This is a genomic window from Bosea sp. 29B (assembly GCF_902506165.1).
GTDB lineage: Bacteria > Pseudomonadota > Alphaproteobacteria > Rhizobiales > Beijerinckiaceae > Allobosea.
Map to the genome: position 1 here is coordinate 2401954 of NZ_LR733817.1, position 20589 is coordinate 2422542.

A 20589-nucleotide genomic window follows, 5' to 3' on the forward strand; every position below is an offset into this window, starting at 1 on the left:
CCTTGAATTACGCTGGAGCCGGATCCGATGAGATCGCTTCGAAGCGACCGGTGAATCCGTCTCTCTTTCCAGTCTGGCGACTCACGCCGCCTTGGCGACCGAGCGGACGCCGGCCGCGAGCTCGGCGACCAGCGAGGTGACAGCCGAAACCGTCTTTTCCGTGGCCTTGCCATCGGCGTCGAGCGAGAGGCGGACGCGGTCGACCAGCGCCGAGCCGACGACGACGCCGTCGGCGCCCTTGGCAATCGCGATCGCATCCTCCGGCGTCTTGACGCCGAAGCCGACCGCGACCGGCAGCGTGGTGTGCTGCTTGATCCGGGCGACTGCCGCGCCGACCGCGTCGTAATTGGCGATAGCGCCACCGGTCACGCCGGTCATCGAGACGTAGTAGACGAAGCCGGAGGTGTTCTGCAGCACGCGCGGCAGGCGCTTGTCGTCGGTGGTCGGCGTCGCCAGGCGGATGAAGCTGACGCCCGCGGCCAGTGCCGGCAGGCAGAGCTCCTCGTCTTCCTCGGGCGGCAGGTCGACGACGATCAGCCCATCGATCCCGGCAGCGCGGGCATCCTTGAGGAAGGCGTCGACGCCATAGGCCCAGATCGGGTTGTAATAGCCCATCAGCACGATCGGCGTGTCGTGGCCGGCCTTGCGGAAGGCCGTGACCATGGCGAGCGTCTTGCGCAGGGTCTGTCCGGCCTTGAGGGCGCGCTGGCCGGCGAGCTGCACCGGGATGCCATCGGCCATCGGATCGGTGAAGGGCACGCCGAGCTCGATGATGTCGGCGCCGGCCGCCGGCAAGGCGTTCAGGATCGCGCTGCCGGTGTCGAAATCGGGATCACCGGCGGTGACATAAGTCACCAGCGCGGCGCGGCCCGCCGCGGCGCAGGCGGCAAAGCGGGCTTGGATGCGGGCTTGTCCAGTCTCGGTCATGCCGGAGCGGTTAGCATGGCCGCGCCCGGCTGGCGAGAGGGCGCGGGTTCTTGCGGGATCAGGCGATGCTGGCGCCGCGCTCGGTCAGCAGCGTCCGCAGCACCGAGCGATGGCAATGCGCCTCGTTCTCGCAATAGCAGCCGACCGAGAAGTCGCTGCCATGCGACAGGGTCGCCAGCAGGTCGAGCGCGTGGCGCGGTGCCGGCTCTGCCATCTCGGCCTTGAAGGCGCGGGTGAAGCCGGCCCAGTCCTTCTCGCTCTCGGCGGCCTTGGCTTGCGCCATCAATTCGGGCGTCGGCGACAGCACCGGGAACCAGACGTCGAACCAGTTCTCGCTGGCATAGCGCTCCTTCGGCACGCCGCGCGGCACGCGCCGGACCGTGCCGATGCGCGTGCCCTCACCGGGCTCGCGCGCGCTGCCGAGACGGACGATGCGGACGCTCATGCGCCTATCCTTTCATCGCTGGCTACCGGCGCGAAATCCGGCCCGCCTCCGTAGCATTGCCCAAAGCGGTACCGCTATGCCACCAGGCTCTTCGGCAGCATGCAGTGGATGCCCTTGGAGCCGTTGACCGTCTGGGTCACCCTGAGATCGGCGGCGAGGCTGCACAGCATATAGGCCTCGTCCCGCGTCAGCTTCGTCCGCGAGATGATCAGGTCGATCATCTCCCGCAGCGCATTCTGGGCGCAGATGTCGAGATCGGGATCGATGCCCATGGTGATGTGGTGGGTCTTGGTCTCGCCCCGCGGCATCGCGAAGGAGAGATCCTCGCGCAGATGGAATTCGAAGGTGCCCTCCAGCGCCGTCTCGATCGCGGTGATGCAGACCTCGCCGTCGCCTTGCGCGCCATGGCCGTCGCCGCAGGAGAACAGCGCGCCCTCGACGAAGACGGGCAGATAGAGCGTCGCCCCGGCGCCGAGCTCCTTGTTGTCGATATTGCCACCGAAGGCGCGCGGGATCAGCGAGGTCACCCGGCCCCAATGCGCCGGCGGCGCCGTGCCCATCACCCCGAAGAACGGCGAAAGCGGCAGCTCCATGCCCCAGGGCAGGTTCGCGATGTTCCGCTCGCGGTCGAGATGGATGTAGCGGAAGGCGTGATAATCGAACTCGTCCGGCAGCGTGCCGCCGAGCGGGCGGAACATGGTGTAGCCGAAATCGGTGCGCGGCTTCACGCTCCTGATCTGCACCTCCAGCACCTGGCCGGGCCTGGCGCCCTTCACCGCGATCGGGCCGGTCAGGATATGGCCGGGCACCATCCGCTCGGCCTTTTCGTGAATCTCATGGATCTCCGGCGGAATCGTCGCATTGCCCTCGGGAAGATGGGCGGAGCCGCCGGTGACGGTGCGGATGGTGACGCTGTCGCCGCTCTCGATCTCCAGAACCGGCTTCAACCCGGCGTCGAAATAGCCCCAATGGCAGGTGGCAAGGGAAGCGTCGAGCTGATGATGCGCCATGGTCGGGTCTCGTTTGTCGGTCAGGGCGGGGAAGAAAGGTCGGAGCCGGGGCGGCCGCGGGCGTTGCGGCGCATCGTGTAGAGTGTCGCACCGATGACGATGGCGGCGCCGGCGAGCGTCGTCAGCGATGGCACCTCGGCGAAGAAGACGAAGCCGGTGAAGCCGGCCAGGATCAGACGGCTGAAATCGAGCGGCGCCAAGGCGGCGGCCTCGCCGACCTGATAGGCCTTGGTGATCAGCCATTGCCCGGCGGTGCCGAACAGGCTGAGCAGCACCAGCCAGAACCATTGCTCAGGCGTAGGCCAGACCCAAAGCGCCCAGGCCGGCCAGGCGAGCACGACCATCAGAACGAGGCCTTGATAGATCAGGATCGTCTCGGTGCGCTCGCTGGTGCCGAGGATGCGCACGCTGATGGTGATGCCGGCCCCGAACAGCGCCCCGCCGACCGACATCAGCGCCCAGACATTCAGCCCCTCGCCCGAAGGGTTGAGCATGATCAGCACGCCGACGAAGCCGAGGCCGGTCGCGATCCAGCGCGCCGCGTCGACGCGCTCCTTCAGGATCAGCACGGCGGCGACGGTGACGAACAGCACCTGGCTGAAGCTGATCGCGGTCGCCTGGGCGAGCGGGATGTGGACGAGGGCGCTGAAGCCGCACAGCATCGAGGCCAGCGTGATCAGGCCGCGGAAGATCTGCAGGCCCGGCCGGTCGGTCTTGAACGCCAGAGGCAGGCTGCGACCAGCGATGACGAAGACCACCGCGCTCATGATGATCTGGCGGATCATCAACGTCTCGATCAGCGGAATCGCCGTGCCCAGATGTTTGAAGGCGCCGACCATCACCGCGTAAACCAGCAGCGCCGTGATCATGTAGACGGTGCCGCGCAGATTGGGGCTCGCCCCGCGCCACCAGAGGCGCGTGCGATTGCGGCGCGCGGCGAGCCAGCTCTCGCGGGAGGGGGCGGACAGAACCGGCGGCAACGGCCGGTCGGACGGACACGATTCCGGAGGTTCCGGCGGAGTGCTGTCCTCGTCCGTGGCAGTGGGCCGCGCTTCGGCCAAGCCGATGGCCTCGCTGCCGCGACCGGTCGTGTCCGAAAGGCGGTCTTCGCTCATCGCTGCCCCGAGCCGGGCGGACGACGCCGACGGCCTGTCAGATATCCTGCAGGATTCGACTGTCGCCGATTTTTTGCCCGTTCGTCAGTGGCTTGCGGGCATGGCAGGGTTGCCCGTCACGGCTGCCGTCACGTCCATTCGCTCCGCCGCGAGGGCAGAGGCGACATGCCGACAAAGCCCTGTCATCGCTATGCGGATGGCGTATAGCAACGCCGTGGCGCTGCCATGGACATGCGTCTCAGGGAGATGATCGGGGCGATGCGGGATCTGCTGAGGGACGCGGTCGATGGCATCCGCGAATTGTCGTCGCGACGATTTCCCTGGCGCCGTTTCCTGTTCGCCCTCGCGCTCGGCACGATCGGCGGCTGGCTCTTTGCCTATTACCGCCTGCCATTGCCCTGGATGCTCGGCTCGATGGTGTTCTGCACCGTAGCCGCAATTGCCCGTGCGCCGGTGGCGGCGCCCTCGGTGATCCGCCCGCCCATGTCGGCAGTGATCGGGGTGATGCTGGGCTCCGGCTTCAAGCCGGAGATCATCGCGCAGATGCCGAACTGGCTGCCGACCATCGGCGGTCTCGTGCTGTTCATGGCCGCCTGCGGCCTGTGCTGCGTCACTTATTTTCGCCGCGTCGCCGGCTACGACCCCGTGACCGCCTTCTTCTCCGGCATGCCGGGCGGCCTCGTCGAGATGGTGATCACCGGCGAGGAGAAGGGCGGCGATGCCCGCACCATCGCGCTGATCCACTCAGCCCGCATCCTGCTGGTGGTGATGACGCTGCCCTTCATCGTGCAATGGCTTGAAGGCGTCTCGCTCGGCATCAACCGCAACCAGGGCCCGTCGATGTTCCAGACGACGGCGCTGGGCTGGTTCTGGCTGGTCGCCAGCGCGATTGCCGGCGTGATGCTCGCCCATGCGCTGCGCCTGCCGGCAAAGCAATTGCTCGGGCCGATGCTGGTCTCGGCCATCGTGCATCTCGTCGGCTTCAGCGATTCCGTGCCACCCTACGAGATCGTCAACGTCGCCCAGCTCATTCTCGGCGTCACCATCGGCTGCCGTTTCGTCGGCACGCCGCCGCAGGCGATCCTGCGCATCCTGCTGATCTCGGTCGGCTCGACCGTGATCCTGGTGGTGCTGACGCTGATCTTCGCCTTCCTGGTGGCGCATGTCTCGAGCTACAAGCCGGTGCCGCTGATCCTGGCCTATTCGCCGGGGGGACTCGCCGAGATGAGCCTGATCGCGCTGGCGCTGCATACCGAGGTCGCCTTCGTCGCGGCCCACCACATCATCCGGGTCTTCCTGGTGATGATCGGTGCCGGCCCGTTCTTCGGCTTCATCGTCGGGAAGAAGCCTTAGAGCATTTTCGAGCGAAGTGGACACCGGTTCGCGTGAAGAAAATGCGATAAAACAAAGACCTAGAACAGTTCCGTGATTCGGAGAATTACGGAACTGCTCTAGCGTCGGACCGAAAAGTGGAATCCGCTTTTCGGGGCAATCCGACGCGTCACTGAAAGGTCTGATCGCCCTCAGGCGCCGCGCCGCGCCAGCTTCTGGCGCAGCACGCGCAGGAGGAAGGCGGGGTTGCCGACGACATAGCGCCGCCAGAGCCGGCGCGGTTCCAGCCAGAGGCGGTAGGTCCACTCGATTCTGAGGACGCGGAAGGTTTCCGGCGCCCGCGCCACCTCGCCGGCGAGGAAATCGAACAGCGCGCCGATGCCGGCCGCGACGGCGCAATGGCGGGCATCGATATGGTCGGCGATCCACCGCTCCTGCCGCGGGTTGCCGAAGGCGACCAGCAGCAGGTCGGGCCGCTCATGCGCGAGCCGCGCCAGCAGGGCCGCCTCCTCGTCCGCTCCGAAATAGCCGTGGCTCAGCACCGAGAAGCGATGCTGCGGATGGTCCGCACGCAGCCTTGCCGCCGCGCGCTCTGCGACATCAGGCCGGCCGCCCAGCAGCATCACGCGCAGCGGCTGCTTGCGGGCGGAGAGGATGGCGGGCGTGAAGTCGGTGCCGTTGAGATTGGCGGGGAAGGGGGCGCCGTAGAGCAGGCGCGAGGCGATGTCGACGCCGATTCCGTCGGGCAGGATCAGGAAATCGGCGAGACGCTCGCGCAAGGCGGCATCGCGTGCGGCGATGTTGACGAGGTTGGCGTTGCAATAGGCCAGGTGGAGATGGCCGCCGCCGTCGAAGGCGTGGCCGATCAGCGCGAGCGCTTCGTCGCGCGTCAGCGCCGCGACCGGGACGCTGGCGATGTCGCGGCGCGGCGGTTCGAGCGGGGCGGCGAGGGCAGCCGGGCGCTGCGAAGGTTTGAAGAGAACGACGTTCATCTCGATCGCTGCTGGCGCACGCATCGCCATGCTGACGGCGTAGGCCTTTGTCTTCGTTGCGTTTCCGGCCGGGGTCAAGCGGAACCCCGCCATAGGATGAACGCGGCCTTTCCCGGATCTCATAGCCGATCTCGCCGCCTCGGCGGCGCCTTGTCTCGGCGGTTGTCCCGTTATGGCACGCCTTGTCGTCATGCCTCGCTCGACATTGGCCGGACGAGCTAGATTCCCCTGCGTTTTCGCAGAAATCGCCGCAATGCCGCTGCGGCATCGCCCTTGCCACTTCGACTGGCAAGGCGGCCTCCGGCGCATCTCCTGTGCCGAATCCGGACTGCCTGTGACCGAGTGAGCGCGGCATGATGAGCGTCAACGACCTGGACTATGAAGTCGCAACAGCAGCCGACCAGCGCGCCAACGCGCTGCGGCATTGGATCGGGTTGATCACCGCTTTGGTCGACGCGGCGACTGTGGCGACCGTGGTCGCCAGCACTTCGATCGTCTATCACTTCGTCGCCTATCGCCATCTCGGCAACGACAAGGTCACGGTCGAGCTCGCCTCGATGATCGCCGCGATCTTCGTCTTCACCAATATGATGCGCGGCCGCTATCGGCTGGAAAATTACCTCTCGACCAAGGGTCAGATCGCCTCCGCCTTCGCGGTCTGGAACCTGACGATGATCGCCTTCGTCGCCATCGTCTTCATGGCCAAGATCAACGACCAGTATTCGCGTGCGGTCGTGCTCGCCACCTATCTCGCCGGCGCCCCGCTGATCGCGCTTGCTCGGTCGGCGATCGTGCGCACCATCTCGATGGCCTCCAAGACCGGCCGCATCACCTCAGAGCGGGTCTTCCTGATCGGCCGCGAGAGCGAGGTGATGTCCTTCGTCTCGCGGCACCAGCCCTGGAACATCGGCTTCTCGATCGTCGACGTCGCCTTCCTGCGCAGCAACGATCCGCGCCGCATCAACGATCCGCAGGCGGCGCTCGCCGCCGACCTTGTCACCGCTTCGGCCCGTGCCCGCGACCTCAAGCCGGATGCCGTCTTCATCGCCCTGCCCTGGTCGGACCAGGAGACGATCGACGCCTGCATCGACGCCTTCATGAACCTGCCGGTCGCGATCCACCTGACGCCGGAGCGCGTCATGGACCGTTTCGACAATCCCCATATCGTGCGGATCGGCTCGCTCGCCTCGCTCAGGCTGACGCGGCCGGCCCTGTCCTTCGCCCAGATCATGTTCAAGCGCGTCTTCGACGTCTTCGCCGCGAGCGCCATCCTGCTGGCCAGCCTGCCGGTGCTGCTGCTGGTCGCGATCGCGATCAAGCTCGACTCGCAAGGGCCGGTGCTGTTCCTGCAGCGCCGCTACGGCTTCAACCAGGAGCCGTTCCGGATCTTCAAGTTCCGCACGATGACGACGACGGACGATGGCGAGGTGGTCAAGCAGGCGACGCGCAACGATCCGCGCATCACAAGGATCGGCGGTTTCTTGCGGCGCTACAATCTCGACGAGCTGCCGCAGCTCCTGAACGTGATCGCCGGACAGATGTCGCTTGTCGGCCCGCGACCGCATGCGCTCGCCCATGACCGCGAGTTCCAGCGCAAGATCGCGCTCTATGCCAGGCGCCACAATGTCAAGCCCGGCATCACCGGCTGGGCCCAGGTCAACGGCCTGCGCGGCGAGACCGACACCGACGACAAGATGGCCCGCCGTATCGCCTATGATCACTGGTACATCGACAACTGGTCGTTCTGGCTCGACATCGGCATCCTGCTGCGCACTGCGTTCAGCCCGCGCGCCTTCCGCAACGCCCGCTGAGGGATTCCGACGCCGTAAGTCCGATACGACAAGCAAATAGGTAGATCACGGTTGCCGCGTCCATTCGGGCGCGGCGATCTAGGGAATGGTCACGACGACGTTGCCGATCGTCCCCTGTTCCACCGCTTCATGCGCTGCGGCAGTTTCGGCAAGCGGAAAGCTCGGCCCGATGCGGCTGACCAACCACCCTTGCTCGAGCGCGCGGGTGACGCCGGCGATGGCGCGATCGCGCTGCTCCGCGTCGAGCTGGTAGATCAGGAAGAAGCGCAGCGTGACGGAGTTGACCAGGCAGGCGAAGGCCGGGATCGTCGCCTCCGCATCGGTGCCGTAGACGATCACGCGGCCCTTCGGCCGCAATGTCGCGGATATCAGGCCGGCATTGGCCGCCAGGTTCATCTCGATGATCGCATCGACGCCGTGCCCGGCGGTGATCTCGGCGACGCGCGCACCGACATCCTCGCGCCTGTAGTCGATGCAATGATCGGCGCCGGCTTCGCGTGCGGCCACAGCCTTGTCCGGCGAGGATATCGTCGTGACGACGCTCGCGCCCCGCGCTTTGGCGAACTGGATGGCGTATTGGCTCACGCAGCCCGCGCCGCCCGATACGAGCACGGTCGCGCCGTTCTCGGCTCTGGCCAGCTCGACGGCATGGAAGCCGGTCAGCGCGGGTATCCCGAGCGTAGCCCCTTCCGCAAAGCCGATATCGTCAGGCAGGCGCACCGCCTGCCGGGCAGGCAGCGCGATCTGCTCGGCGGCTGTTCCGAACGGGCGCTGCCATTGCCCGTTCCAGATCCAGACGCGCTCGCCGATACGCGATTGCGGGACGCCCGCACCGACCGCCTCGATCTGGCCGGCGCCGTCGCTATGCGGGATCACCCTGGGAAAGGCCGATTTGCGATGGCCGCGGCTCTTCACGTCCGAGGGATTGACGCCCGAGGTCCGCAGGCGCACTCGCACCTCACCGGGGCCAGGATCAGGCGTCGGCATCTCGCCGATCCGCAGCACGTCCCGAGCAGGCCCATTGGCTTCGTAGAACACGGCGCGCATGACGGCCGCCTCCACATTCAGGAGCATGCTCGGCAGAATAACGGGATGGAGCCGCTCTGACGAGCCTTGATACGATCGAGACGCCGGGCGAATGCAACCCTCTCATGTGAAATGGGATGTTCGTCAGCGCGCCCTTTCGGTTAGGCTTCTCCCGACGTCACAAGGGGCATTCTTTCAATGAACCAAATCGATTTAAAGGGCCGGGTCGCCATCATCACCGGCGGGGCGCAGGGGATCGGCCGGGCCGTTGCCGAACGTCTCGCCGCCAGCGGCGCCAAGGTCGCGATCTGGGATCTCGACGGCAAGCTCGCCAATGAGGCCGCCGCCGCGATCGGCCCGGCTGCGAGCGGCCTTGCCATCGACGTGACCGACGCCAAGGCCGTGAATGCGGCCGCTGCCGAGCTCGAACAGCGCCATGGCAGCGTCGACATCCTCGTCACCAGCGCCGGCATCGCCGGGCCGAACCTGAAGACCTGGGAATACCCGCTCGACGAATGGGCCAAGATCATGCGCCTCAATGTCGACGGCACCCTGCATTGCTGCCAGGCGGTGATCCCCGGTATGATCAAGCGCAATTACGGCCGGCTGGTGCTGGTCGCCTCGATCGCCGGCAAGGAGGGCAACCCCAACGCCTCGGCCTATTCGGCCTCGAAGGCGGCGGTGATCGCCCTGACCAAATCGCTCGGCAAGGAACTGGCCCAGCAGGACATCGCGGTGAACTGCATCACCCCGGCCGCCGCCCGCACCCGCATCTTCGACCAGATGAGCGAAGAGCATATCGGCTACATGCTGGCCAAGATCCCGCGCGGGCGCTTCCTGCAGCCCGACGAGGTCGCCTCGATGGTCGCCTTCCTGGCCTCGGCCGAGAACAGCTTCACGACGGGGGCGGTCTTCGACCTCTCGGGCGGGCGCGCGACTTACTAGTGTCCCGATTCTGAAATTCGCCACTGCCCGATATCAAGTGCGGAGCGAATTTCAGAATCATCAGGGACACTAGCAACTCTTTGATTTCTAGTGTCGTTCTTTGATTTCGAAGTTCGCTCCGCACCTGATATCGACCGAGAGCGAACTTCGAAATCACGACACTAGTTCGCCAATCGATCCTGTCGCGCTAAAGCGGGCTGGCCACGTCCACGGCCGGCCCGTTAGATTGAAGCCATGACCACGACCCTGCCTTCTCCCGCCGTCCTTGGCGCCCGTGCCTTCGCTACGCTCGCCGGCCTCAACCGCTTCAGCGACGAACCAGGCAAGCTGACCCGGCTTTACCTCTCGCCCTCTCACCGGCAGGGCGCGGAATACGTCAAGGGCGCGATGGAGGTTGCGGGGCTGACCACCTTCATCGACGCGGCCGGCTCGGTGCAGGGGCGGCGCGAAGGCGCGAGCCTCGGTCTGCCGGCGGTTCTGATCGGCTCGCATATCGACACGGTCCGCGATGGCGGCCGCTTCGACGGCAATCTCGGCGTCGTCGCCGGTATCCTGGCGGCGCAGGCAATCCGCGACGCCGGCATCATCCTGCCCTTCGCGCTCGAAGTGATCGCCTTCGGCGACGAGGAGACGGTGCGCTTCCCGACCTCGCTCTCGACCTCCTCGGCGCTGATCGGCCATTACGATCCGGCCTGGCTCGATTCACGCGATGCCGAGGGCGTCGTGCTGCGTGACGCCCTCGTCGCCTTCGGCGGCGATCCCGCGGGGATCGCGGCGCTCGCCCGCAAGCCGGGCTCGGTCAAGGCCTATCTCGAGGTCCATATCGAGCAGGGCCCGGTGCTCGAGGTCGAGAACGAGGCGGTCGGCATCGTCACCGCGATCAATGCCCAGAGCCGCGCTGCCGTGCGCGTCAACGGCGAGGCCGGCCATGCCGGCACCGTTCCCATGAAGCTCCGCAAGGATGCGCTGACCGCCGCCGCCGAGATGGCGCTGGCGCTGGAGGAGATCGCAGGCAGCCATGATCAGGCGGTCGGCACGGTCGGCGTCTTCCGGCCGGATCCGGGGGCCACGAACGTCGTGCCCGGCGCGGTCGACTTCACCATCGACTATCGCGCGCCCATTGGCGCGACCGTCGCCGCCATGGAACGGCAGATCCAGCAGCGTTTCGGCGAGATCGCGGCCCGGCGCGGCGTCGGCCTGACCATCACACCCTATTCGCGCGAGGATGCGACGCCGATGGCGGCCGAGCTGCAGGAGGCGCTCGCCACCGGCATCGCCCGCACCGGCTCGAATCTCTCGGCCCGCCGCCTGCCCTCCGGCGCGGGCCACGACGCCATGGCGATGGCACGGCTCTGCCCCTCGGCCATGCTGTTCGTGCGCTGCGAGAAGGGCATCAGCCATTCGCCGCTGGAGAACATGACCGAGCTCGATGCCGGCATCGCCATCCGCGTCCTGATCGAGACGATCCTGGAACTGGCGCGGCGCGAGGGCTGAACCTCAGCCGCCGGCGGCTTCTGAGGCCATCGCGGGCCGGCGTTGGCGCCGCTCAGGCTTCGGTGCCGGTTTGCGGAAGAGGTGCAGGACCGCCAGCGCGAGCCCGGTGAGCGCGATCCAGTGGCCGGGCCGCAGTGCCGCCCAGTCCTGGTAGACGACGATGTCGGCATTGGCCTGGAAGATCAGCCAGGCCGAGGCGCCCGTGGCGAAGGCATACCAAGCCGTCTCGGCTAGTGCGGTGGCAAGACCGGTCGCGAGGCCCGTCAGCGCCAGCGAGGTGAAGCTCAACGGAATTTTGAACCGGTTGAGGCCGCGGCAAGCGATCAGCAACGCGAACAGCCCGGTCAGCAGCACCGGCTGGGTGACGTCGATCTTCGACTGCAGCGCGAAATGGAACAGGCCGAGGCAGGCGATCACGTAGACGATGTTGTGCAGGCGCTGCCAGCGGCCCGAGCCGAGCCGGCGGATCATCCCGTCGGTCGAGGTGACGCCGAGCGCCACAAGGCCGATCAGGGCGGTGATGCCGACGACGAGATAGAAGCGCTTGACGATCTCGGAGAGGATAAGCCCCCAGTCGAAGGCGAGGTCGATGCAATAGAGCGCGAGATGGCCGAGTGCATAAGCCATGGCCGACAAGCCGAGCATGCGGCGGATGCCGATCAGCTTGTTCCAGTCGAGAATGCGGCGCAGCGGCGTGATCGCGAGCGTGATGACGAGGATGCGCAGCGCCCAGGTGCCGGTGTCGTGCACGGCCTGCGTCCACGGCTTCGAGCCGAGCTGGTGCGTCCAGGCCTGGAAGGCGAGGATCAGCGCCGGGACGAGCACGAGCGCGAAGCAGGCGGCGCGCAGAGCGGAGAAGCGCCCCTGCCGGTCATTCCATGGCCAATAGCTGCCTGTTCCCACTGAATCCATGAACTGTGCCTTGTTGCCGAGCCTCAACGCGAATACGCCAGAATCGGTGTGAAGGTTACGCCAGCCCGCACACAAGGGCGTGAGTCGCGTCGACCCCGTCGCCGCAAACGGAGTGGAGAAGCCTATCCATGCCTGCCAATCGCAAGGTCGTGTTCGACGTCGGCAATGTCCTGCTGCGCTGGGATCCGTTCCATCTCTACCGCAGCTTGATCCCGGATGATGCCAAGCGCGACTGGTTCCTCAGGAATGTCTGCACCGCCGCCTGGAATATCGAGCAGGATCGCGGTCGGCCCTGGTCCGAAGCAGTCGGGCTGCTGGTCGCCGAGCATCCGGAATGGGAAGCCGAGATCAAGGCCTATGACGAGCGCTGGCATGAGACGGTGCCCTCGACGATCGAAGCCAGCGTCGCGACGCTTGCCGCGCTCAAGGCGAAGGGCGAACAGGTCTATGCCATCACCAATTTCTCGCGCGAGAAATGGGCGGAGTGCCTGATCCGCTTCCCGTTCCTGCAGAGTTTCGACGGCGTCATCGTCTCGGCGCATGAGCGGCTGCTCAAGCCTGACCCGGCGATCTACAACGTCCTGCTGGAGCGTTATGGGCTTGATGCCGGCGAGTGCATCTTCGTCGACGATAGCGCCAAGAATGTCGAGGCGGCCCGCTCGGTCGGGATGCAGGCGGTGCATTTCGTCGAGCCGATCGACCTCAGGGCCGAGTTGCGCGGGCTCGGCGCCAATCTCTGACCCGTGCTTTCCATCCTGCGCAGCCGAACTGTGCAGGATGGTCACGCTGGAACGCTACCAGTAGCGGCGGCGATAATAATAGCGCGGCCGGTAATAGCGGCGGCGGTAGTAGTAACGCGGCCGATAGTAGTAGCGGCGGCGGCGCCAGTAACGCCTGCGCCAGCGCCGCCGACGGCGATAATAATACCGGGCGTAGTCGGCGTCGGCCTTGTCGAGCGCTTCCGCATCAACCTGCGGCGCAGGCTCCGGCAGGGGCGGCTCTACTGCCGATTTCGGCTGCGGTGCCGCGAGCACCGCCGTGCCAAGACTGCCGGCCGCTGCCAGGCCGCCGATCAGGCTCACGAGGAATGAGCGTCTGTCCATGATGCTGTCCTCCCTTCGGTTGAAGGCTGGAGGATCAACATCGTGCCGGGGGAAATGGTTCCCGACCTGTGGACGCTTCGGCCGAGCCTCGCGGCTCAGTCGTCCATCTTCAGCGCGGCGATGAAGGCTTCCTGCGGGATTTCGACGCGGCCGAACTGCCGCATCTTCTTCTTGCCTTCCTTCTGCTTGTCCAGGAGCTTGCGCTTGCGCGAGGCGTCGCCGCCATAGCACTTGGCGGTCACGTCCTTGCGCAGCGCGCGGATGGTCTCGCGGGCGATGATCTTGCCCCCGATGGCGGCCTGGACAGGAATCTGGAACATGTGCGGCGGGATCAGATCCTTGAGCTTCTCGCACATCGCGCGGCCGCGGGCGTCGGCGCGCGAGCGGTGGACTAGCATGGAGAGCGCGTCGACCGGCTCGGCATTGACCAGGATCGACATGCGCACGAGGTCGCCCTCGCGATAGTCGGTGATGTTGTAGTCGAAGGAGGCATAGCCCTTCGAGATCGACTTCAGCCGGTCGTAGAAGTCGAACACCACCTCGTTCAGCGGCAGGTCGTAGACGACCTTGGCGCGCGAGCCGACATAGTTGAGGTCGATCTGCAGGCCGCGCCGGTCCTGGCAGAGTTTCAGCACCGAGCCGAGATACTCGTCCGGCGTGAAGATAGTGGCGCGGATCCAGGGCTCCTCGATGAACTCGATCTTCATCACGTCCGGCATGTCGGCCGGGTTGTGCAGTTCGAGCGTCGTGCCGTCGCGCAGCTTGAGATGGTAGACGACCGAAGGCGCCGTCGAGATCAGGTTGAGGTTGAACTCGCGCTCGAGCCGCTCCTGGATGATCTCCAGATGCAGCAGCCCGAGGAAGCCGCAGCGGAAGCCGAAGCCGAGCGCGGCGCTCGTCTCCATCTCATAGGAGAAGCTGGCATCGTTCAGCCGCAGCCGCGACATGGCGCTGCGCAGCACCTCGAAATCGGCGGCGTCGACCGGGAAGATGCCGCAGAACACCACCGGCTGCACCGGCTTGAAGCCCGGCAGCGGCTCGGCGATCGGCTTCTTGTCGTCGGTGATGGTGTCGCCGACGGCGGTGTCGGCCACTTCCTTGATCGAGGCGGTGAAGAAGCCGACCTCGCCCGGGCCGAGCTCCTTCACTTCGAGCATCTTCGGCTTGAACACGCCGACGCGGTCGACGCCGTAGCTGGCGTTGGCGCGCATCATCCGGATGGTCATGCCCTTCTTGAGCACGCCGTCGATGATGCGCACGAGCACGACGACGCCGAGATAGGCGTCGTACCAGCTGTCGACCAGCAGAGCCTTGAGCGGGGCTTCGAGATCGCCTTTGGGCGCCGGCAGCTTCTTGACGATGGCTTCGAGCACGCCCTCGATGTTGAGGCCGGTCTTGGCCGAGATCGGCACCGCCTCGGAGGCGTCGAGCCCGATCACATCCTCGATCTGCTGCTTGATCCGCTCCGGCTCGGCGGCCGGCAGGTCGATCTTGTTGAGGACCGTGACGATCTCGTGGTTGGCGTCGAGCGCCTGGTAGACATTGGCCAGCGTCTGCGCCTCCACCCCCTGCGAGGCGTCGACGACGAGGAGCGAGCCTTCGCAAGCCGCCAGCGAACGCGAGACCTCATAGGCGAAGTCGACGTGGCCGGGCGTGTCCATCAGGTTCAGGATGTAATCCTTGCCATCCTCGGCCTTGTAGTCGAGGCGGACGGTCTGCGCCTTGATGGTGATGCCGCGTTCCTTCTCGATATCCATCGAGTCGAGGATCTGCTCGCTCATGTCGCGCGCCGCCACCGTGCCGGTCTGCTGGATCAGCCGGTCGGCGAGGGTCGACTTGCCGTGGTCGATATGCGCCACGATCGAGAAATTGCGGATGTTGTCGAAACTGCGGGTGCTCATGCGCGCGCCATAGCAGTGTGCGCGGGTTGCGCCAAGGGTCACACCACTGGTTTGCTGCGCCGCCGCGCTATTCTGCCGCGAGTTGGCGCTCCTGCGCCCAGTTGAGCGCCCGATAGTCGAAGCCCGCTTCCAGCGTCGGCTTGACCACGGCGAAATAGGGCGAGATGTCGAAATCGCGCGGCATGTAGAGCGAATGATGCCGGATGTGCAAGACTTCACGGAGTTCCTCCGCGCCCATCGCCTGCGCATACTCGACGGTCGGCAGCACCGGATAGCGCGCCGCCTCGAAGGCCTGGGCGATCAGCGTCGAGCAGATCGCCCGCGTCGGATCGCCGGAGCCGAGCGCGATCATGCGCCGGCGCCAGCTCGCCGGCGCCCATGGGATCGGGACCAGCCAGCGCGCCAGGTCGAGGATGTTCTTGAGGTCGTATTGCGTGCCGAGCCGGGCGAGGACGTAATCGACGGCGCTCTGACGGCCTTCGCGGTCGAGCGCCTGCGGCCGGCAGATGCGGGTGCCGAAGGCGCCGTATTTCGACAGCGGCGAGAGCACGCAGCCGACATCCATCTCGACCTCGGCCAGCACCAGCGGCTCGCCCTCGGGGCTGAACTGCCCGGTTTCGCCGACATAGAGCGCGGCATGCGACCAGGTGGACTGCGTCAGGTACTTGATCGCGGCCGAGACTTTCATGTGCCCTTCGACCAGCAGCACATCGCCCGGCCGCAGCGCCGCCTTGAGCCGGGCCAGCGCCTTCGCGTCGACCGGAGCTGCCTGCGGCTTGCCGCGCGTGATGAAGCGGACCACCGACCGGCCGATGAAGTCCAGTCCCCTGTTCATCGACGCCTCCCCTTGCGCCGGCGCCGTTTCCGGCGTCTTCCGGCTCCGAGTAAACCGCGAGCCCGTGACTTTTTCGGAAATCACCTGGCTGATTTGGGCAGGGGAGACCGGAATTCGCCGAACGTCGTAAAATCCGGGTTGACGGCGAGCTGCAGCGATCTTGCCCTGACTTCATCCATTATGTTGGAATTAATCTTGCATAATGGATTGTGCCGCTGATTGGCGGTGCGAGGAGAGGGATCATGACGGTGCCGGACATGATGATCATCGAGCAGTTCGATGGGGATGCAACGCAGGCCGCTGTGCCGGCCTTGGCGGAGATCCTGCGCGATTCCGTGGCGAACGGCGCCTCGGTTGGCTTCATGGACTGGAACACATCTGCCGATTTCGAGAGCTTCTGGCGTGGCATTGCGGTGGAGGTCGCCGCTGGCCGCATCCAGCTCTTCGTTGCGCGTGACGGCAGCGGCATCGTCGGCACGGCCCAGCTTCACCCGGTCGGGAAGCCCAACCAGCCGCATCGCGCCGAGATCGCCAAGGTGCTGGTGCATTCGCGGGCGCGTCGCCGCGGCATCGGCGAGGCGCTGATGCTGGCGGCGGAGGCCACCGCGCTGGCGCTTGGGCGCGACCTGCTGGTGCTTGATACCGACGAGGCCGGAGCCGCACGCCGGCTTTACAACCGGCTGGGCTGGACGGAGGTCGGCACCATCCCGCGCTATGCGTTGATGCCTGATGGGCGCGATTGCGGCTCGACCTTCTTCTACAAACAGTTGGGCTAACCGAGCTCGGCGCTGCGCGACAATAATCCGACGATCCGGCGCAAGCCTGACAGCAGCACTTCGCGTTCTGCTTCGGAAAAACCGGCCAAAGCGCGCGTATTGACGCCCTTGGCCGCCGCAAGGGCCGGCGCCTGCAGCGCCCGTGCTCGCGCAGTGAGCTGGATGCGGCGGGCGCGGGCATCGGCCTGATCGGGGCGGCGCTCGATCAACCCGTCGCGCTCCATTCGGGCGAGCGTTGCCGCCATGGTCGCCTGCTCGACATCGAGCCGGCCGACCAGGTCCTTCTGCGTCAACCTGTCCTCGCGCCAGAGCTCGAGCAGCACCATGAACTGCGCCGGCGCGAGGCCGAGCGGGCGCACCGCCTCGGCGAGCTCGCGCGCGAACAGGCGGGCGACATGATTGGCGAGATAGCCGGCGGAGCTGGTCTTGAAGCTGGTCATGCAGGGCTCGATCCGGAAAGCTTGCAGTTGAACAGCATGCTATGCAATAATATATAGCATGCTATTCATTTCGAGGAGATGGCCATGCCTGACTCCAGTCTCGATGCGACCGCGCAGAAAAGCGGTGCTTCCGCCACGGGCCTCGTCGCGCTGATCCTGGCGACGCTGTTCGCTGGCGCGGCGATCTACATCCTCATCGCCGAGCAGCCGGCGCGGCTCGCGCTCACCGATGCTCCGCTGCTGCTGCACTGGCAGGAAAGCTACCCGCGCGCGGCGCGGATGCAGGCCGGGCTCGCGGTGCTGGCGAGCCTTGCAGGCGCGCTCGCCTTCTGGCGGATGCGGAACCCGCTCTGGCTGGTCGGCTCGGCGCTGATATTCGCCAACCTGCCGTTCACGCTGATCGTGATCGCGCCGGTGAACAATGCACTGCTAGTACTCGGAGCCGAGCAGGCGGGAGCGGCGAGCCGGGCATTGATCGAGCGCTGGGGATCGCTCCACGCCGTGCGTGCCGGACTATCGGTGCTGGCGACCGCCGCTTTCGCGCTGGCGATCGCCCGCGGCAAGCCTCATTCCGCGCTGCGGAAATAGGGCTCGACCGCGCCTTTGAGCTTCACCGTCATCGGGTTGCCGTGGCGGTCCTTGGCATTGCCGGCGGTGAGGCGGACCCAGCCCTCGCTGATGCAGTATTCCTCGACATTGGTCTTCTCGACGCCCTTGAAGCGGACGCCGATATCCCGTGCCAGCAGCTCTTCGTTGTAGAAGGGGCTGTTGGGGTTGGAGGACAGCCGGTCGGGAAGGGTGTCGGTCATGGCGCTACTCGTCTGCAGAGGTGATTTGCCGGACAGGTAGCAGGCCATGGCGCGTTCGGCAAAAGTGCAAGGCGGACCGCGAATGCAGAACGGCCGGCCTGAAGGTAAAGGCCGGCCGTTCTGAATGATCTATGCCGGATCTCAGCGTTCGGCGAAGGCCTTCTCGATGACGTAGTCGCCGGCCTCGCCGTGATTGCCTTCCTCGAGGCCGCGCTCCTCGAAGATCTGCTTGAGGTCGACCAGCATCTGCGGGCTGCCGCAGAGCATGAAGCGGTCGCCGGCCGGATCGAACGGGCCCAGGCCGGTATCGCTGAAGAGCTGGCCGGAGGTGATGAGGTCGGTGATGCGGCCGCGGTTCCGGAAGGGCTCGCGCGTCACGGTCGGGTAGTAGATCAGCTGCTCGCGGATCATCTCGCCCAAAAACTCGTCGTTCGGCAGTTCCTTCTGGATGCGCTCGCCATAGGCGAGTTCCGAGACCTGGCGGCAGCCATGCATGAGCACGACCTTCTCGTAGCGCTCGTAGGTCTCGGGATCGCGGATCAGCGACAGGAACGGTGCGAGGCCCGTGCCGGTGCCGAGCAGGAACAGCCGCTTGCCGTCCTTGAGGTTGTCGAGCACCAGCGTGCCCGTCGCCTTCTTGCCGATGATGATGGGGTCGCCGACCTGCAGGTTCTGCAGGCGTGAGGTCAGCGGGCCATCCGGCACCTTGATCGAGAAGAACTCGAGGTTCTCGTCGTAATTGGTGCTGGCGACGCTGTAGGCGCGCAGCAGCGGCTTCTCGCCGACCTTGAGCCCAATCATCGTGAACTGGCCGTTCTTGAAGCGGAAGGTCGTGTCGCGGGTCGTCGTGAAGCTGAAGAGCGTATCGGTCCAGTGATGGACGGAGAGGACGCGCTCCTCGTAGAAATTGCTCATCTCGTCGATCCTCAGATAGTCTAGCGATTTAGCAGATTATCGGATACAGGCCACCCAATATCATACTGCTGGGCGTTCGGAAAGCAGGTCGATCTTGTCCGGTATTCCCTTCCAGTCGTCGGCATCAGCCGGCGGCTCGCTCTTCTGCGTGATGTTCGGCCAGAGCGGCGCCAGCCGGGCATTCAAGGTCAGCCATTGCTCGGCTCCGTCGGCGCTGTCGGCGACGATCGCCTCGGCCGGGCATTCCGGCTCGCAGACGCCGCAGTCGATGCATTCGTCCGGGTGGATGACGAGCATGTTCTCGCCCTCATAGAAGCAGTCGACCGGACAGACCTCGACGCAATCCATGTACTTGCAACGGATGCAGGCGCTGGTGACGGCGTAAGGCATGCGCGATCCTTGCTGCTTGACAGCCGGGGCCGGACGGGGCAGAAATTCATTCGTATACAAACAATATGTCGCGCCCCACCGTGCTTGTCAACCGGGCTCGTGGCGATGAGGATGGCGGCGGATTTCTGGCAACGGACGACAGGGCGGATACGATGGCTGAACAGCAGGCGACGACGGTCAGCAGCACCCACAAGCTGGTGGTGAAGAATATCGGCCTGATGCTCTCCGGCGACATCGAGCGTCCGATCCTCGAAGCCGATACGCTCATTGCCATCGGCGGCCGGATCGCCGCGGTCGGTCGCTTCAAGGATCTCGATACAGAGGGGGCAGACACCGTCATCGACGCCAACGGCACCGTGCTCTCGCCCGGGCTGATCGACAGCCATGTCCACCCGGTCGCCGGCGACTGGACGCCGCGTCAGAACCAGCTCGGCTGGATCGATTCAACCATGCACGGCGGCGTCACCACCATGATCTCGGCCGGCGAGGTGCATACGCCCGGCCGACCCAAGGACATCGTTGGCCTGAAAGCCATGGCGATCTACGCGCAGCGCGCCTTCACCGCCTTCCGCCCCGGCGGCGTCAAGGTCCATGCCGGCGCGCCGGTGATCGAGCCCGGCATGGTCGAGCAGGACTTCAAGGACCTGGCCGATGCCGGCGTGAAGCTGCTCGGCGAGGTCGGGCTAGGCGGCGTCAAGGACGGCGCGCGCGCCAGGGAGATGGTGGCCTGGGCCCGCAAATACGGCATCCAGTCGACGATCCACACCGGCGGCCCCTCGATCCCCGGCTCCGGACTGATCGGTGCCGACGTCGTGCTGGAAGCCGATACCGACGTGGTCGGCCACATCAATGGCGGCCATACCGCTTTGCCGGACAAGGAGATCCGCTGCATCTGCGAGGGCTGCAAGCGCGGCCTCGAACTGGTCCATAACGGTAATGAGCGCGCCGCGCTCTATACGCTGCGTGTCGCTCGCGAAATGGGCGATCTCAAGCGTGTCATTCTCGGCACCGACGGGCCGGCCGGTTCCGGCGTGCAGCCGCTCGGCATTGTCCGCATGGTTTCAATGCTGTCCTCGCTCGGCGATGTCCCGGCCGAAGTCGCGTTCTGCTTCGCTACCGGCAACACCGCCCGGATGCGCAGCCTCGATTGCGGGCTGATCGAAGTCGGCCGCACTGCCGATTTCGTCTTCATGGACAAGGCCCAGCACTCGGCCGGCAGGAACTTCCTCGATTCGATCCAGCTCGGCGACCTGCCTGGCATCGGCATGATCGTGATCGACGGCATCGTCCGCAGCGGCATCAGCCGCAACACCCCGCCGGCGGAGAAGATCCCGTCGGTGGGGCACTGAGCGGCCGTTCGCAGGCTCCACGGTCATTCCGGGGCGCCGCGTCGCGGCGAACCCGGAACCCA

At 66.0% G+C, this 20589-nt stretch carries 22 protein-coding genes; 8 read left to right on the forward strand and 14 right to left on the reverse strand.

Translation table 11 applies throughout. The annotated features are described in order from the left end of the window. Positions 1 to 81: 81 nt before the first annotated feature. The 4 genes from trpA to GV161_RS11765 all read right to left on the reverse strand — a co-directional run bounded on the left by trpA (position 82) and on the right by GV161_RS11765 (position 3362). Positions 82 to 927, reverse strand: a complete 846-nt coding sequence (gene trpA / locus GV161_RS11750) for a tryptophan synthase subunit alpha (RefSeq protein ID WP_152016096.1) — start codon at positions 925 to 927, stop codon at positions 82 to 84. A 58-nt stretch (positions 928 to 985) separates the two neighbouring features. Continuing rightward, positions 986 to 1372, reverse strand: a complete 387-nt coding sequence (locus tag GV161_RS11755) for a DUF488 family protein (RefSeq protein ID WP_152016095.1) — start codon at positions 1370 to 1372, stop codon at positions 986 to 988. Between the two features lie 74 nt (positions 1373 to 1446). Continuing rightward, a complete protein-coding gene (locus GV161_RS11760) occupies positions 1447 to 2382 on the reverse strand; it encodes an acetamidase/formamidase family protein (protein ID WP_152016094.1) in 936 nt (311 codons plus the stop codon). 20 nt (positions 2383 to 2402) lie between these two features. Next, positions 2403 to 3362: a DMT family transporter gene (locus tag GV161_RS11765; RefSeq protein ID WP_159650233.1), complete on the reverse strand. Its 960-nt coding sequence runs from the start codon at positions 3360 to 3362 to the stop codon at positions 2403 to 2405. Positions 3363 to 3722: 360 nt separating this feature from the next. On the opposite strand from GV161_RS11765, the gene GV161_RS11770 reads away from it, so the two are divergent. Beyond that, positions 3723 to 4850 carry an AbrB family transcriptional regulator gene (locus GV161_RS11770; RefSeq protein ID WP_244624183.1) on the forward strand — a complete coding sequence of 376 codons (1128 nt, stop codon included), beginning with the start codon at positions 3723 to 3725 and terminating at the stop codon, positions 4848 to 4850. A 170-nt stretch (positions 4851 to 5020) separates the two neighbouring features. Here the strand turns inward: GV161_RS11770 and GV161_RS11775 are convergent, their stop codons facing one another. After that, entirely contained in the window at positions 5021 to 5821 is an 801-nt protein-coding gene (locus GV161_RS11775) for a WecB/TagA/CpsF family glycosyltransferase (protein WP_152016092.1), read from the reverse strand. Positions 5822 to 6177: 356 nt separating this feature from the next. Between GV161_RS11775 and GV161_RS11780 the strand changes: the two genes are divergently transcribed. Further along, positions 6178 to 7632 (forward strand): undecaprenyl-phosphate glucose phosphotransferase, encoded by a 1455-nt coding sequence (locus GV161_RS11780; RefSeq protein WP_159650234.1) that lies wholly within the window; start codon positions 6178 to 6180, stop codon positions 7630 to 7632. A gap of 78 nt (positions 7633 to 7710) precedes the next feature. On the opposite strand, the gene GV161_RS11785 is transcribed toward GV161_RS11780, so the two are convergent. Beyond that, on the reverse strand, positions 7711 to 8679 hold the full coding sequence (locus GV161_RS11785) for an NADPH:quinone reductase (RefSeq protein WP_152016090.1): 969 nt from the start codon (positions 8677 to 8679) through the stop codon (positions 7711 to 7713). Between the two features lie 177 nt (positions 8680 to 8856). Here GV161_RS11785 and GV161_RS11790 point away from each other — a divergent pair, with 177 nt between their 5' ends. After that, on the forward strand, positions 8857 to 9603 hold the full coding sequence (locus GV161_RS11790) for an SDR family NAD(P)-dependent oxidoreductase (protein ID WP_152016089.1): 747 nt from the start codon (positions 8857 to 8859) through the stop codon (positions 9601 to 9603). A gap of 234 nt (positions 9604 to 9837) precedes the next feature. Next, the gene (locus GV161_RS11795; RefSeq protein ID WP_152016088.1) at positions 9838 to 11097 is read left to right on the forward strand and encodes an allantoate amidohydrolase; all 1260 of its coding nucleotides are present in this window, start codon (positions 9838 to 9840) and stop codon (positions 11095 to 11097) included. 3 nt (positions 11098 to 11100) lie between these two features. Here the strand turns inward: GV161_RS11795 and GV161_RS11800 are convergent, their stop codons facing one another. Beyond that, positions 11101 to 12009 carry a protein-methionine-sulfoxide reductase heme-binding subunit MsrQ gene (locus GV161_RS11800; RefSeq protein WP_152016087.1) on the reverse strand — a complete coding sequence of 303 codons (909 nt, stop codon included), beginning with the start codon at positions 12007 to 12009 and terminating at the stop codon, positions 11101 to 11103. Positions 12010 to 12137: 128 nt separating this feature from the next. Between GV161_RS11800 and GV161_RS11805 the strand changes: the two genes are divergently transcribed. Then, positions 12138 to 12749, forward strand: a complete 612-nt coding sequence (locus GV161_RS11805) for an HAD family phosphatase (protein ID WP_152016086.1) — start codon at positions 12138 to 12140, stop codon at positions 12747 to 12749. Between the two features lie 54 nt (positions 12750 to 12803). On the opposite strand, the gene GV161_RS11810 is transcribed toward GV161_RS11805, so the two are convergent. The 3 genes from GV161_RS11810 to GV161_RS11820 form a co-directional block, all read right to left on the reverse strand. Then, positions 12804 to 13112, reverse strand: a complete 309-nt coding sequence (locus GV161_RS11810; protein WP_152016085.1) for a hypothetical protein — start codon at positions 13110 to 13112, stop codon at positions 12804 to 12806. A 95-nt stretch (positions 13113 to 13207) separates the two neighbouring features. Beyond that, entirely contained in the window at positions 13208 to 15013 is a 1806-nt protein-coding gene (gene lepA / locus GV161_RS11815; protein WP_152016084.1) for a translation elongation factor 4, read from the reverse strand. Between the two features lie 67 nt (positions 15014 to 15080). Next, entirely contained in the window at positions 15081 to 15848 is a 768-nt protein-coding gene (locus tag GV161_RS11820; RefSeq protein WP_152016083.1) for a YiiX/YebB-like N1pC/P60 family cysteine hydrolase, read from the reverse strand. A 242-nt stretch (positions 15849 to 16090) separates the two neighbouring features. Between GV161_RS11820 and GV161_RS11825 the strand changes: the two genes are divergently transcribed. Next, positions 16091 to 16624, forward strand: a complete 534-nt coding sequence (locus tag GV161_RS11825) for a GNAT family N-acetyltransferase (RefSeq protein WP_244624182.1) — start codon at positions 16091 to 16093, stop codon at positions 16622 to 16624. Here GV161_RS11825 and GV161_RS11830 read toward each other — a convergent pair. After that, entirely contained in the window at positions 16621 to 17064 is a 444-nt protein-coding gene (locus GV161_RS11830; RefSeq protein ID WP_152016082.1) for a MarR family transcriptional regulator, read from the reverse strand. The genes GV161_RS11825 and GV161_RS11830 overlap by 4 nt on opposite strands. Positions 17065 to 17148: 84 nt before the next feature. Between GV161_RS11830 and GV161_RS11835 the strand changes: the two genes are divergently transcribed. Further along, complete coding sequence (locus tag GV161_RS11835; RefSeq protein WP_152016081.1) at positions 17149 to 17652, forward strand: DUF1772 domain-containing protein; 504 nt, start codon at positions 17149 to 17151, stop codon at positions 17650 to 17652. Here GV161_RS11835 and GV161_RS11840 read toward each other — a convergent pair. From GV161_RS11840 to fdxA, 3 genes are all read right to left on the reverse strand, one after another. Further along, positions 17631 to 17873 carry a DUF3297 family protein gene (locus GV161_RS11840; protein ID WP_152016080.1) on the reverse strand — a complete coding sequence of 81 codons (243 nt, stop codon included), beginning with the start codon at positions 17871 to 17873 and terminating at the stop codon, positions 17631 to 17633. The two genes, GV161_RS11835 and GV161_RS11840, sit on opposite strands and share 22 nt — an antisense overlap. 141 nt (positions 17874 to 18014) lie before the next feature. Beyond that, positions 18015 to 18788: a ferredoxin--NADP reductase gene (locus GV161_RS11845; protein WP_152016079.1), complete on the reverse strand. Its 774-nt coding sequence runs from the start codon at positions 18786 to 18788 to the stop codon at positions 18015 to 18017. Between the two features lie 60 nt (positions 18789 to 18848). Continuing rightward, complete coding sequence (gene fdxA, locus GV161_RS11850) at positions 18849 to 19178, reverse strand: ferredoxin FdxA (RefSeq protein ID WP_152016078.1); 330 nt, start codon at positions 19176 to 19178, stop codon at positions 18849 to 18851. Between the two features lie 152 nt (positions 19179 to 19330). Between fdxA and GV161_RS11855 the strand changes: the two genes are divergently transcribed. Further along, positions 19331 to 20527, forward strand: a complete 1197-nt coding sequence (locus GV161_RS11855) for an amidohydrolase family protein (protein WP_152016077.1) — start codon at positions 19331 to 19333, stop codon at positions 20525 to 20527. Positions 20528 to 20589 lie beyond the last annotated feature (62 nt).

Coding starts and splice junctions, on each gene's coding strand:
- GV161_RS11795 (WP_152016088.1), top strand. CDS start 9,838: ATGACCACGACCCTGCCTTCTCCCGCCGTCCTTGGCGCCCGTGCCTTC.
- GV161_RS11785 (WP_152016090.1), bottom strand. CDS start 8,679: ATGCGCGCCGTGTTCTACGAAGCCAATGGGCCTGCTCGGGACGTGCTG.
- GV161_RS11755 (WP_152016095.1), bottom strand. CDS start 1,372: ATGAGCGTCCGCATCGTCCGTCTCGGCAGCGCGCGCGAGCCCGGTGAG.
- fdxA (WP_152016078.1), bottom strand. CDS start 19,178: ATGCCTTACGCCGTCACCAGCGCCTGCATCCGTTGCAAGTACATGGAT.
- GV161_RS11825 (WP_244624182.1), top strand. CDS start 16,091: ATGACGGTGCCGGACATGATGATCATCGAGCAGTTCGATGGGGATGCA.
- lepA (WP_152016084.1), bottom strand. CDS start 15,013: ATGAGCACCCGCAGTTTCGACAACATCCGCAATTTCTCGATCGTGGCG.
- GV161_RS11840 (WP_152016080.1), bottom strand. CDS start 17,873: ATGACCGACACCCTTCCCGACCGGCTGTCCTCCAACCCCAACAGCCCC.
- GV161_RS11855 (WP_152016077.1), top strand. CDS start 19,331: ATGGCTGAACAGCAGGCGACGACGGTCAGCAGCACCCACAAGCTGGTG.
- GV161_RS11805 (WP_152016086.1), top strand. CDS start 12,138: ATGCCTGCCAATCGCAAGGTCGTGTTCGACGTCGGCAATGTCCTGCTG.
- GV161_RS11760 (WP_152016094.1), bottom strand. CDS start 2,382: ATGGCGCATCATCAGCTCGACGCTTCCCTTGCCACCTGCCATTGGGGC.
- GV161_RS11800 (WP_152016087.1), bottom strand. CDS start 12,009: ATGGATTCAGTGGGAACAGGCAGCTATTGGCCATGGAATGACCGGCAG.
- trpA (WP_152016096.1), bottom strand. CDS start 927: ATGACCGAGACTGGACAAGCCCGCATCCAAGCCCGCTTTGCCGCCTGC.
- GV161_RS11775 (WP_152016092.1), bottom strand. CDS start 5,821: ATGAACGTCGTTCTCTTCAAACCTTCGCAGCGCCCGGCTGCCCTCGCC.
- GV161_RS11845 (WP_152016079.1), bottom strand. CDS start 18,788: ATGAGCAATTTCTACGAGGAGCGCGTCCTCTCCGTCCATCACTGGACC.
- GV161_RS11790 (WP_152016089.1), top strand. CDS start 8,857: ATGAACCAAATCGATTTAAAGGGCCGGGTCGCCATCATCACCGGCGGG.
- GV161_RS11835 (WP_152016081.1), top strand. CDS start 17,149: ATGCCTGACTCCAGTCTCGATGCGACCGCGCAGAAAAGCGGTGCTTCC.
- GV161_RS11810 (WP_152016085.1), bottom strand. CDS start 13,112: ATGGACAGACGCTCATTCCTCGTGAGCCTGATCGGCGGCCTGGCAGCG.
- GV161_RS11830 (WP_152016082.1), bottom strand. CDS start 17,064: ATGACCAGCTTCAAGACCAGCTCCGCCGGCTATCTCGCCAATCATGTC.
- GV161_RS11820 (WP_152016083.1), bottom strand. CDS start 15,848: ATGAACAGGGGACTGGACTTCATCGGCCGGTCGGTGGTCCGCTTCATC.
- GV161_RS11770 (WP_244624183.1), top strand. CDS start 3,723: ATGGACATGCGTCTCAGGGAGATGATCGGGGCGATGCGGGATCTGCTG.
- GV161_RS11780 (WP_159650234.1), top strand. CDS start 6,178: ATGAGCGTCAACGACCTGGACTATGAAGTCGCAACAGCAGCCGACCAG.